The sequence below is a fragment of the Planococcus sp. FY231025 genome (assembly GCF_052078085.1).
In the GTDB taxonomy this organism is placed as follows: Bacteria; Bacillota; Bacilli; order Bacillales_A; family Planococcaceae; genus Planococcus.
Window position 1 is genome coordinate 240,451 of record NZ_JBQJJG010000005.1, and the last position, 11,866, is coordinate 252,316.

Annotated in this window: 15 protein-coding genes and 1 other annotated feature; of the genes, 14 read left to right on the top strand and 1 reads right to left on the bottom strand. The window is 53.6% G+C overall.

Annotation, left to right across the window (positions count from 1 at the left end; all coding sequences use genetic code 11):
• The 8 genes from minD (at position 1) to pheA (ending at position 5,736) form a co-directional block, all read left to right on the top strand.
• Entirely contained in the window at positions 1-801 is an 801-nt protein-coding gene (gene minD / locus ACTL32_RS07530; RefSeq protein WP_441340879.1) for a septum site-determining protein MinD, read from the top strand.
• Positions 802-1,394: 593 nt separating this feature from the next.
• Positions 1,395-1,474 (top strand) — a sequence feature (ribosomal protein L21 leader region).
• 14 nt (positions 1,475-1,488) lie between these two features.
• A complete protein-coding gene (gene rplU / locus ACTL32_RS07535; protein ID WP_441340880.1) occupies positions 1,489-1,797 on the top strand; it encodes a 50S ribosomal protein L21 in 309 nt (102 codons plus the stop codon).
• A gap of 2 nt (positions 1,798-1,799) precedes the next feature.
• Positions 1,800-2,129: a ribosomal-processing cysteine protease Prp gene (locus tag ACTL32_RS07540; RefSeq protein ID WP_441340881.1), complete on the top strand. Its 330-nt coding sequence runs from the start codon at positions 1,800-1,802 to the stop codon at positions 2,127-2,129.
• 13 nt (positions 2,130-2,142) lie between these two features.
• Positions 2,143-2,433: a 50S ribosomal protein L27 gene (gene rpmA / locus ACTL32_RS07545; protein ID WP_204890370.1), complete on the top strand. Its 291-nt coding sequence runs from the start codon at positions 2,143-2,145 to the stop codon at positions 2,431-2,433.
• A gap of 143 nt (positions 2,434-2,576) precedes the next feature.
• A complete protein-coding gene (locus ACTL32_RS07550; protein WP_441340882.1) occupies positions 2,577-3,092 on the top strand; it encodes a Spo0B domain-containing protein in 516 nt (171 codons plus the stop codon).
• Between the two features lies 1 nt (position 3,093).
• On the top strand, positions 3,094-4,383 hold the full coding sequence (gene obgE, locus ACTL32_RS07555) for a GTPase ObgE (RefSeq protein ID WP_441340883.1): 1,290 nt from the start codon (positions 3,094-3,096) through the stop codon (positions 4,381-4,383).
• 15 nt (positions 4,384-4,398) lie between these two features.
• Positions 4,399-4,851 (top strand): ACT domain-containing protein, encoded by a 453-nt coding sequence (locus tag ACTL32_RS07560; RefSeq protein ID WP_441340884.1) that lies wholly within the window; start codon positions 4,399-4,401, stop codon positions 4,849-4,851.
• Between the two features lie 15 nt (positions 4,852-4,866).
• The gene (gene pheA, locus ACTL32_RS07565) at positions 4,867-5,736 is read left to right on the top strand and encodes a prephenate dehydratase (RefSeq protein WP_441340885.1); all 870 of its coding nucleotides are present in this window, start codon (positions 4,867-4,869) and stop codon (positions 5,734-5,736) included.
• 422 nt (positions 5,737-6,158) lie between these two features.
• Here pheA and ACTL32_RS07570 read toward each other — a convergent pair whose 3' ends face one another.
• Positions 6,159-6,692 (bottom strand): transcription repressor NadR, encoded by a 534-nt coding sequence (locus ACTL32_RS07570; RefSeq protein ID WP_441340886.1) that lies wholly within the window; start codon positions 6,690-6,692, stop codon positions 6,159-6,161.
• A gap of 127 nt (positions 6,693-6,819) precedes the next feature.
• Between ACTL32_RS07570 and ruvA the strand changes: the two genes are divergently transcribed.
• The 6 genes from ruvA to ACTL32_RS07600 all read left to right on the top strand — a co-directional run bounded on the left by ruvA (position 6,820) and on the right by ACTL32_RS07600 (position 11,854).
• Positions 6,820-7,416 carry a Holliday junction branch migration protein RuvA gene (ruvA, locus tag ACTL32_RS07575; RefSeq protein ID WP_204890376.1) on the top strand — a complete coding sequence of 199 codons (597 nt, stop codon included), beginning with the start codon at positions 6,820-6,822 and terminating at the stop codon, positions 7,414-7,416.
• Between the two features lie 19 nt (positions 7,417-7,435).
• Complete coding sequence (gene ruvB, locus ACTL32_RS07580; protein ID WP_441340887.1) at positions 7,436-8,440, top strand: Holliday junction branch migration DNA helicase RuvB; 1,005 nt, start codon at positions 7,436-7,438, stop codon at positions 8,438-8,440.
• Positions 8,441-8,453: 13 nt separating this feature from the next.
• Positions 8,454-9,506: a tRNA preQ1(34) S-adenosylmethionine ribosyltransferase-isomerase QueA gene (queA, locus tag ACTL32_RS07585; protein ID WP_441340888.1), complete on the top strand. Its 1,053-nt coding sequence runs from the start codon at positions 8,454-8,456 to the stop codon at positions 9,504-9,506.
• On the top strand, positions 9,503-10,645 hold the full coding sequence (gene tgt / locus ACTL32_RS07590; RefSeq protein ID WP_204890379.1) for a tRNA guanosine(34) transglycosylase Tgt: 1,143 nt from the start codon (positions 9,503-9,505) through the stop codon (positions 10,643-10,645). Before queA ends, tgt begins: the two co-directional genes overlap by 4 nt.
• Before the next feature lie 37 nt (positions 10,646-10,682).
• Positions 10,683-10,958 carry a preprotein translocase subunit YajC gene (gene yajC, locus ACTL32_RS07595; protein ID WP_441340889.1) on the top strand — a complete coding sequence of 92 codons (276 nt, stop codon included), beginning with the start codon at positions 10,683-10,685 and terminating at the stop codon, positions 10,956-10,958.
• 575 nt (positions 10,959-11,533) lie between these two features.
• Positions 11,534-11,854: a post-transcriptional regulator gene (locus tag ACTL32_RS07600; protein ID WP_441340890.1), complete on the top strand. Its 321-nt coding sequence runs from the start codon at positions 11,534-11,536 to the stop codon at positions 11,852-11,854.
• The last annotated feature ends 12 nt before the right edge of the window (positions 11,855-11,866 follow it).

Genomic DNA, 11,866 nt, shown 5'->3' on the forward strand with positions numbered 1-11,866 from the left:
GTGGGAGAAGCTATTGTAATTACATCAGGCAAGGGAGGCGTCGGCAAAACGACGACAACCGCCAATCTCGGCACTGCATTGGCCCTTCAGGGTAAGAAAGTATGCTTGATCGATACGGATATCGGCCTGCGCAATCTCGACGTCATCCTGGGTCTCGAAAACCGCATCATCTATGATTTGATCGATGTGCTCGAAGGGCGCTGCAAAGTGCACCAGGCGCTCGTCAAGGACAAGCGGTTCGACGACATGCTGTATCTATTGCCAGCTGCTCAGACGGCTGACAAGAACGACGTCAACCCGGAACAGATGCGGGAGCTTGTGACGGAACTCAAGAAAGATTACGATTTCGTCATCATCGACTGCCCAGCAGGCATCGAGCAAGGCTATAAAAACGCCGTTGCCGGTGCGGACAAGGCGATTGTCGTGACCACCCCTGAAATCTCAGCGGTGCGCGACGCCGACCGCATCATCGGCCTGCTTGAAATGGAAGAGAATATCGAACCGCCGAAATTGATCATCAACCGCATCCGCCAGCATTTGATGAATGCCGGTGAAGCGCTGGATGTCAATGAAATCACGACGCACCTGTCGATCGATTTGCTCGGCATCGTCGCGGACGACGAGAGCGTCATCACGAGCTCGAACCGCGGGGAGCCTGTGGTCATGAACCCGGACAACCCGGCTGCGCTCGGCTACCGCAACATCGCCCGCCGCATCCTCGGCGAATCGGTGCCGCTCATGACAATGGACAAGAAAAACCAAGGCTTCTTCTCGAAGATCAAAGCGGTTTTCTCTAAATAGGAATGGATCAGCCTTCGCACCTTGTGCGGAGGTTTTTTTGTGGGGCGGGAGACGATGAACTTCTTTGTTTGATGGCATTTCACCGGGGGCGAAATGCGTTTTTGTTTTTAAAGGAGACCTTCGCCTGAGCGAAGGTCTTTTCAAATCAGGGTTTTGGGTTTGGTGGAGAGGCGGGAAACCGGAATCGCCGATAAAATCTCAGATTCGCCGATAAAACTCCAATATCGTCGATAAAAATTTAAAATCGCCGATATATTTCCGGAATCGCCGATAAAACGTCAATATCGCCGATAAATTCGGAAAACCGTGTACATCCGCTAGTGATGCGTTTCCCGCAAGAAAACCCTATACGCAGCTCGACACCATAAAAACGCAGAAAAGCGTTTCAACCCCGAACCCAGCCGGGAAAACAACAGAAGAGGACTCTCCCGCATTGCCGGAGGCAGGCGGATTCCGCCCGCTGGGTTTTCGCCGCTGCTTGCCCGTAAGCAGGAATCTCCCGATAGGGTTTATTCCACCGGCACCGACTTTTGAATAAGGGTTGACGCGGGTTGTCTGGCGTGGTATTATTCTAATGTTATGTTTGTAGCGCACCTGTGCTACAACCGCTCGAATCGGGTACAAGAACCGGCAGCGATGCAGGTCACCTGAATAGGCGAGTCTTAGTCTAAGAGGAGGTGCAAGGATATGTACGCAATTATTGAAACTGGTGGGAAACAGATCAAAGTTGAAGCGGGTCAGGAGATCTACGTTGAGAAATTGAACGGAGAAGCTGGTGACACGATCACATTTGACAAAGTTCTATTTGTAGGTGGAGATGACGCTAAAGTGGGTGTTCCTTTTGTTGAAGGAGCTACTGTTACAGCTAAAGTTGAAAAACACGGCAAACAGAAAAAAATCACTGTCTTCAAATACAAAGCTAAAAAGAACTACCATAAAAAACAAGGTCATCGTCAGCCATACACGAAATTGACTGTCGACGCGATCAACCTGTAAGAATGATACGTGTAAAAGTGAAAGAAACAGCCAACCGCATTTTGTCGTTTGAAATGTCGGGGCATGCGGACTTTGCCGAACACGGGCAAGACCTCGTCTGCGCTGGCGCATCTGCTGTCTCTTTTGGAGCGGTGAATGCCATTATGGAGCTGACCGGGATTGAACCCGAGATCGAGCAGGCGAGCAGCGGCTTTTTGAAAGTCGTGTTCCCAACGGATCTGGACGAGAAAACGGACGGGCAGGTTCAACTGCTCGTACGCGCGATGATTGTTTCCTTGAAAACGATTGAACAAGACTACGGGCAATATATCAAAATAACCTTCACAGCTTAGGAGGTGGGACAGAATGTTAAGATTAGATCTTCAGTTTTTCGCATCCAAAAAAGGTGTAGGTTCAACGAGAAACGGACGTGACTCAGAATCAAAACGCCTTGGCGCTAAACGTGCAGACGGACAGCTAGTATCAGGTGGTTCAATTTTATACCGTCAACGCGGTACGAAAATTTATCCAGGTGAGAACGTTGGACGCGGCGGAGACGACACACTATTTGCAAAAGTTGACGGAATCGTACGTTTCGAACGTTACGGACGCGATCGCAAAAAAGTGAGCGTATACCCAGTTGCACAAGAAGCTTAATAAAAGATGAAAAGGGCTGCTTTGGCAGCCCTTTTCTTTTTTTGATAAAGGCACCGGGACATCGGGGCGACCCGGCTCAATTTCAGGATTTTGCAGCTGAAAATTGGTATACTAATAAAAGAGGCTGAAACGGGAAGTGACTTATGGACATGACAAAATCGGTGGCACAATCGCTTCGCCATGCGCGGCATGATTTTCTGAATGAATTGCAGTTGATCAGCATGTACCTGGACCTGGGGAAACCCGAAAAGGCCCAAGCGATTATTCGCGCGCATGCCGAAGCGGCTGTGCAGTTGAGCCATCTGTCGGCGCTCCATATGCCGCAGATGGAGGAATGGCTGCTGGTTTCGAAGTGGCGGTTCCCGGAGATCCGGTTTGTGCTGGAAGTTTCAGCGCGCACAGGAAATCCGGAACTGGACGGAGCGTACGCCCGGACGCTGGAGGCGTTCTTCCAGTCGGTCCGCGCAGAGTTGGATCCGTACGTTGAATATGTTTGTACGATAAGGATCTTCGGTGAAGGCCCGTCGCTTGCGGCGGAGGTTTCATTGAACGGGGACTGGGCAAGTCTCGAGTTCCCCGAAGAATCAGCAATAAATGCAACAAAAGCGTGCGAAGGCGATCGGTCGAAATGGACCATCCGCGCACAGATGGAGGGATAATATGTTTGTCGATCACGTAAAAGTTTATGTTAGAGGTGGCGACGGCGGGGACGGTATGGTTGCGTTCCGCCGCGAAAAATATGTACCAAACGGCGGGCCAGCAGGCGGCGACGGCGGCAAAGGCGGCAATGTCGTGTTTGTGGTTGAAGAAGGTTTGCGCACGCTGATGGATTTCCGCTACAAGCGGATCTTTAAGGCCGACCGCGGTACGCACGGAATGAGCAAGAACCAGCACGGCGCGAAAGCACCGGATACGTATATCAAAGTTCCGCCGGGCACGGTGGTAAAAGACGCTGAAACGGGTGAAACGATTGCGGATTTGGTCGAGCATGGCCAGACGGCGATCATCGCTCGCGGCGGGCGCGGCGGACGCGGGAACTCCCGTTTCGCCACACCGTCGAACCCGGCACCGGAACTTTCGGAAAAAGGGGAACCGGGCTTTGAGCGCAATGTCGTGCTTGAACTGAAAGTGTTGGCGGATGCCGGCCTTGTCGGCTTCCCAAGCGTCGGGAAATCGACGCTTCTGTCGGTCGTTTCGGCAGCAAAACCGAAAATTGCGGAATACCACTTCACGACGATCGTGCCGAACCTCGGCATGGTGGAAACGGAAGATCACCGCAGCTTCGTCATGGCGGACCTTCCCGGCCTGATCGAAGGCGCGCATGAAGGCGTCGGCCTGGGGCATCAGTTCCTGCGCCACATCGAACGCACGCGCGTTATCATCCATGTCATCGACATGTCCGGCATGGAAGGCCGCGACCCGTACGAAGACTATATGACGATCACAGAAGAATTGAAGCAGTACAATATGCGCCTGACAGAACGCCCGGAATTGATCGTGGCGAACAAAATGGACATGCCGGATGCTGAAGAGAACTTGAAGAAGTTCCGCGAGAAGATGCCGGAAGATGCACAGATTTTCCCGATCTCCGCACTCAGCCGCCAGGGCTTGTCGAATCTTTTATTCGCCATTGCGGACCTGATCGAAGTCACGCCGGAATTCCCGCTCATCGACGAAGCGGCCGACGAGTCGGAAAGCACGGTTCTTTACAAGCACGAATCGGATGCGGATGGTTTCCACATCACGCGCGATCCGGATGGTGCTTACGTCTTGAGCGGCTACGCGATCGAGCGCCTGTTCAAGATGACCGATTTCTCGCGGGAAGATTCGATCCGCCGCTTTGCGCGCCAGATGCGCGGCATGGGCATCGATGACGCTCTCCGTGAGCGCGGCGCCGAAAACGGCGACACAGTCCGCCTGCTTGAGTTCGAATTCGAATTTATGGATTAAGTTGGAGGTAGTTGGATGAAGGATGTATCGGAACAACGGTATTATTTGGTGCGGGAGGACGTCCTGACCGAAGCGATGCAGAAGACGCTCGAAGTCAAGCGCCTCCTGCAGCGCGACCGCATGTCCATCATGGACGCGGTCAACCAGACCGGCCTTTCGCGCAGCGCATTCTACAAATATCGGGATGCGGTATTTCCATTCCATTCAATCGTCAAGGAACGGATCCTCACTGTGTTTCTGCAGCTTGAGGACCGATCCGGGACGCTTGCGACCCTACTCCAGTCGGTTGCGGAAGCCGGGTGCAATATTTTGACCATCCACCAGACCATCCCGATCCAAGGCCGTGCGAACGTCACCTTGTCGCTGGATGTGACGGCGATGGATATGGAATTGGATGCGTTTTTGCAGCAGCTGAAAAAGCTCGACTTTGTCGAATCGGCTGATGTGGTATCAAGCGGATCATCATAAGTGAGGAGCGGTAAGATGGCAGAACAACATGTGAAAAACGGGATTTCTTATTTGGGGCCCGAAGCCTCATTCACCCATTTGGCGGCAGCCCGGGTGTTTCCGGAAGGGCCACTCGTGCCATTTCCCACGATTCCCGAATGCATCGAAGCAGTGGCGGAAGGCCGCGTCGAGTACGCGGTCGTGCCGCTTGAAAATGCACTTGAAGGATCCGTGTCATTGACCGTCGATTATTTATTCCACGAAGCGCAATTGTACGTCACGGCGGAAGTCCTTTCGCCGATCGGTCAGCATTTCCTGGTGCATCCGGAAAATGCCGATGCCGAGTCCTTCGAAGCGATCTATTCGCATCCGCAGGCGCTCGCGCAGAGCCATAAATTCCTGTTCTACACCTACCGCAACACGCCGCTCGAGCAGTACAGCTCGACGTCGGCGGCGGCGAAGATGGTGTCGGAGCTTCCGGAGCGCCCGATTGCGGCGATCGGCAATGAATTCTCGGCCCAGAAATACGGCTTGACGATCCTGCACCGCGACATCCACGATTTCCATTTCAACCACACGCGCTTTTTCGTGTTGTCGAAAACGGACCACAAACTGGAGATTCCGGGGCACGAAGACCAGGTCAAAACGACGCTCATGATCTCGCCGCCGAAAGACGACCGGTCGGGTGTGCTGCACCAGATCCTGTCCGTCTTCGCGTGGCGCCAGCTCAACTTGAGCAAAATCGAGTCGCGCCCGCTGAAAACCGGGCTCGGCGACTATTTCTTCATCGTCGACGTGCTCGAAGACGAAAGCGCGACGATGATGCGCGGCGCCCTCGAGGAACTCGCAGCGATCGGCTGCGAAGTCAAGACGCTCGGCTCGTATTATGTCTATAAGAATTCGTAAGATCTGTCCCGCAGCCTGGGTGCTGCGGGATTTTTTTGTGGGCGAGGGATGGAATAAAAGAGGGTGCCGCATGTGAAAAGGGGGTGGTGCAAGTAAAAGGAGGAATGATGCAAGTAAAACTCAGTTTGCTGCAAGTAAATATGGAATACTGCAAGTAATGTGGCATTTTCGCTTTTCGCTTGCAAAAAGCCGGCATTCGGAGGGGTTCAAGGTTTTGGAGAAAGCCGCGGAGAAGGGTGAATCGTCGATAAAACGTGAGAATCGCAGATAAAATTCGAGAATCGCAGATAAAATTCGAGAATCGCAGATAAATCCGAAATATTGCAGATAAAATTCAAATATCGCCGATAAACCACACCCAAAAAATCTCCCAACAAAAAAAGCGCAGAATCAATGAAGATTCCGCGCTCCTTCTATAAACCCTATTCCGTATCCTCCAACAAAAACCCGTGCTTACGCATCGCGTCGACCGCCGCATCGAGTACCGCTTCAGTCGGCCCGGTGATCGTGTGGAGGTGCGTCCCGTCCGTCAGCTCAAGCAGGTAGCTAGCCCCGGTCGCGCGTACGCGTTCCATGAACACGCCGACTTCCGCAGCATTCGAGACGTGGATGCCGGCCGTCAATTCACCGTACACCGGATGCTCGACCGAGACGTCCTTGACCGTCGCGCCCGCACCGACGAGGATCAGCAGTTCTTCTTCCGTTTCATCCGGCAGGTGGCGGCAGGCGATCTGGCGGCTCGCTTCGCCGGTTGCCCCTTTGTCCATGTACAGATAGCCCTGGCTCGTCGCGAGGATCGGTTCGCTGCGCGCTTTCAGAAGCGTCATGTCGCTGACGATGACCTGGCGCGAAACGCCCGCAAATGACGCGAGTTCGCCGCCGGTCAGGGGAGCTCCCGCTGTCTTTAATTTCTCCAATAAAATCTGGCGGCGCTGTTCGCCGTAAAGTTTTTTCATAAAGAAATCCCAGCTTTCTCAATATAATAATTCTATCTTACCACGGACAAATTCCGAACGGGTTTATTTCGTATAAGGCGAACAAATATGCTATAATCAATAGGTTAAATTGAAGGAGCGAACATACATGTATGATTACATAAAAGGGGTCGTCACGCGGGTGACGCCTGAATATTTGGTAGTGGAACAGCAAGGGGTCGGCTGGCAGATTTTCGCCCCGAACCCGTACTCATTCGGCACGGAGGAGTTGCAGGTGTTCCTGCACCACCACGTGCGGGAAGATGCACATCTCCTGTTCGGCTTCCCGACGCTCGAGCAGCGGGAATTGTTCCGCAAGCTCATCTCGGTGTCGGGCATTGGGCCGAAAGGGGCCTTGGCTATCTTGGCGAGTGGCGAGCCGCAGCACGTCATCGAAGCGATCGAGCGGGAAGACGAGTCGTACCTCGTGAAATTCCCGGGCGTCGGCAAAAAGACCGCACGCCAGATGATCCTCGACTTGAAAGGCAAGCTGGCGGAGTTTTTCGATGCGCCGTTCCTTTCGAACGATGCGCCGGGCTTGTTGTCGGATGACGATATCGAACTCGAAGAAGCGATGCTCGCCCTTGGCGCCCTCGGCTATTCGGAGCGCGAAATCGCCAAAGTGAAGCCGAAGCTGAAAGACCTGGACTTGAATACGGAAGGCTATATGAAGAAGGCCTTGCAATTATTATTGAAACAATCTTGATGAAAGGGAGGCGAACGGCATGGAAGAACGTGTAATCGGCGGCGAAATATCGGAATTTGACGAGCGCTTTGAACAGTCGCTGCGCCCGCAATTCCTGTCCCAATATATCGGCCAGCAAAAAGTGAAGCACAACCTCGAGATTTTCATCGAAGCGGCGAAGATGCGCCAGGAAAGCCTGGACCACGTCCTGTTGTACGGGCCTCCCGGACTCGGGAAGACGACGCTCGCTGCGGTTATCGCCAACGAAATGGAAGTCGGCGTGAAGATGACGAGCGGCCCGGCGATCGAACGCCCGGGCGACTTGGCGGCGATCGTCTCCTCGCTTGAACCCGGAGACGTCTTGTTCATCGACGAGATCCACCGCCTGAACCGCTCGATCGAAGAAGTGCTGTATCCGGCGATGGAGGATTTCTGCCTCGATATCGTCGTCGGCAAAGGCCCGACAGCGCGCTCGGTGCGGCTTGATCTCCCGCCGTTCACCTTGATCGGTGCCACAACGCGTGCAGGAGCCTTGTCCGCGCCGCTGCGCGACCGTTTCGGCGTGCATGCGCGTCTTGACTATTACGACACGGAATCGCTGACGGACATCGTCGAGCGGAGTTCGAAGCTGTTCGAGGCGGACATCGCCTCGAACGCTGCGGTTGAAATTGCCCGTCGAAGCCGTGGGACCCCGCGAATTGCGAACCGCCTCTTGAAGCGCGTGCGCGATTTTGCGCAGGTGCGCGGCAACGGCACGATCACCGAAACCATCGCTGAACAGGCGCTTGAGATGCTCCAGGTCGACCCGCTCGGCCTCGACCACATCGACCACAAGCTGATGATGGGCATGATCACGCGGTTCCGCGGCGGCCCGGTCGGACTTGATACGATTGCCGCGAGCATCGGCGAGGAATCGACGACGATCGAAGACGTCTACGAACCGTATCTCCTGCAGATCGGTTTTATTCAGCGGACCCCGAGAGGCCGCGTTGTCACCCACACCGCCTATGAGCATTTCAATATGGAAATGCCTGAATCTAAATAAAGGAAGTTTTAACATGAACGTAAATGATTTTGATTTCGAATTGCCGGAAGAGCTGATCGCCCAGACGCCGCTCCTTGACCGTACGTCGAGCCGGCTTTTGGTCATGGACAAGGAATCCGGCGACGTCACCCACCGCCATTTCCGCGACATCATCGAACACCTCCACGAAGGCGATACGCTGGTCCTGAACGATACGCGCGTCTTGCCGGCGCGCCTCATGGGCACGAAAGAAGACACCGGTGCGAACATTGAATTGCTGCTGTTGAAGCAAATCGAGGAAGATGTTTGGGAAACACTTGTGAAACCGGCGAAGAAAGTGAAAGTCGGCACTGTGATTTCATTCGGCGAAGGCTTATTGAAAGCCGAATGCGTCGGCCTCTTGGACCACGGCGGACGCCATTTCAAGATGATCTACGACGGCATCTTCTATGAGATCCTCGACCAGCTCGGCGAAATGCCGCTGCCGCCGTATATCCGCGAGAAACTCGAAGACCAGGACCGCTACCAGACGGTGTTCGCAAAAGAGCGGGGGAGCGCTGCGGCGCCGACTGCCGGCCTTCATTTTACGGAAAGCTTGCTGGACGAAATCCGTGCGAAAGGCGTCAATATCGCCTTTATCACGCTGCACGTCGGGCTTGGCACGTTCCGCCCGGTATCGGTCGATTCGATCGAAGACCACGAAATGCACGCCGAGTTCTACCGCATCAACCAGGATACGGCTGACCTCATCAACAACACGAAGAAGAACGGCGGACGCGTCATTTCGGTCGGCACGACGTCGACCCGGACGCTAGAATCCGTGGCGAATCGTTTCGGCGGCGAGCTGCAGGAAGACAGCGGCTGGACCGATATTTTCATTTTCCCGGGCTACGAGTTCAAAGCGATCGACGGTTTGATCACCAATTTCCACTTGCCGAAATCGACGCTTGTCATGCTGGTCAGCGCGCTGTCGAACCGCGACGCCATTTTGAACGCCTATAACGAAGCTGTCCAAGAACGCTACCGCTTCTTCTCGTTTGGAGACGCGATGTTTATTGAACCGAAGAAAAAGGAGACTCACCAATGACTCAAGCAGTATGGTACGAACACATCAAAACTTGCAAACAGACCGGCGCGCGCCTCGGGATCGTCCACACGCCGCACGGCTCATTCGAAACGCCGGCATTCATGCCGGTCGGCACGCAGGCGACTGTCAAGACGATGTCGCCGGAAGAACTGAAAGCGATGGGAGCGGGCATCATCCTCAGCAATACGTACCACTTGTGGCTGCGCCCCGGCAATGACGTCGTCAAAGAAGCGGGCGGCCTCCATAAATTCATGAACTGGGACCGTCCGATTCTGACCGATTCCGGCGGATTCCAGGTGTTCTCGCTGAGCGAATTCCGCAACATCAAAGAAGAAGGCGTCCATTTCCGCAACCACATGAACGGCGACAAGCTGTTCCTGAGCCCGGAAAAAGCGATGCAGATCCAGAACGATTTGGGGTCCGACATCATGATGGCTTTCGACGAGTGCCCGCCGTACCCGGCAACGCATGAATACATGAAATCAAGCGTCGAGCGGACATCCCGCTGGGCAGAGCGCTGCATCGAAGCGCATGCGCGCAAAGAGGACCAAGGCTTGTTCGGTATTATCCAGGGCGGCGAATTCGAAGACCTGCGCAAACAAAGCGCACAGGACCTTGTGTCGCTCGACTTCCCGGGCTATGCGATCGGCGGCTTGTCCGTCGGCGAACCGAAAGACGTCATGAACCGCGTATTGGAATTCACGACGCCGCACATGCCGGCTGACAAACCGCGCTACCTGATGGGCGTCGGTTCGCCAGACTCCTTAATCGACGGTTCGATTCGAGGCGTCGACATGTTCGACTGCGTCCTGCCGACCCGCATCGCGCGCAACGGCACCTTGATGACAAGCGAAGGCCGCCTGAACATCAAGAACGCCAAATTCAAGCATGATTTCAAGCCGCTTGATGAGAAATGCGATTGCTACACATGCACGAATTATTCCCGCGCCTACGTCCATCACCTGCTTCGTGCAGACGAAACGTTCGGCCTTCGACTTACTAGTTATCATAATCTTCATTTTCTGTTAAACTTAATGGAGCAGGTACGTCAAGCAATCCGCGAAGACCGCCTGGGAGATTTCCGCGAAGAATTTTTTGAAGCCTACGGTTTCAATAAGCCAAACGCTAAGAATTTCTGATTTAGAAAAAGAGACAGCGAAGGGGGGAAATTGAAAAATGGATACAATTATTGCGTTATCACCTTTATTGTTAATGTTCCTATTAATGTGGCTTTTCATTATCCGTCCTGCACAAAAACGCCAGAAAGCGACGGCGAACATGCAGTCGGAATTGCGCCGCGGCGACCGCATCGTCACAATCGGAGGCCTTCACGGCACCGTCGATGCAGTTGACGATGCAACAATCTACATCACAGTAGCTGACGGAACTCGCATGCAGTTCGAGCGCCAAGCGATCGCACGCGTGGTGGACACAGCTAAAACGACCGTCTAAGAAAAGTTCGCCTTCCTTGCAGAAGGCGATTTTTTTTGAATAAAACCATGAATATATAAATTGAACTGAGAAATTGTATTACCGATATTCCGCAAAACAGCTGCGCTTGCCTGCGGGCGAGCGCCAAGCCTCCTCAGCCGCCTTGCGGCTTGCGGGGTCTCGGCTGTCTCGCTTTCCCGCGGGCGTCTCCGCAGTTTTGCTCCATATCTTAGATAGTACTGCTAATGATGGAATTATCAGCCTGCAATAAACAGTACCAGCGCCGGCGCGCCAGTGGGCTAGGCGAAGCGAAGAGACAGGCGTCCTTCCCGGCTCATCGCGAGAGCCAAGGTGGTGCCGGGCACTTTCGGCAGCGCCTTTGCGACGAGCTTGCGCAGGAGCAATCGTCTTTGCTTTCCCCAAGCGGCCGAAGCGGAATTAAAGAAGCATCTTATATTAGCAGCACGCGCTCAACAATCTCTAAGCAATAGAAAAACTCAGCGATGCTAAAAAAGAATAAAATATTAATAAACCAATGTTCAAAATGTTTCTGCAATCGGCTACAATGGAAAAGAACGGATGGAAGGAGACAAGAAATGTTAAAATTTACCGATCAATACGATGCGGTATTGCCAGCGCTTGAAAGCAAAGTGGCTGAATTCCATTATTTTCAGTACGATACATTCTCAACTGAAGACCTTTGGCAGTATTGCTTGAAGAAAAAATGGAAGAAAAAAGATATCGGTGAATTGCGCATCCACGAGATGGTCAACGACATCATGGACATCCGGGCTTCGGACTTCGTCGCCTATAACCAAGTCGAAGGCCTGAAGAGCGGAAGCTGGTTCACAGAAGGCAATATGGCGGATCTAGAAGAGCTGTTGCGGCCATCCCATAAAAAGCCAAAATCAATTTGACACCCATCAACG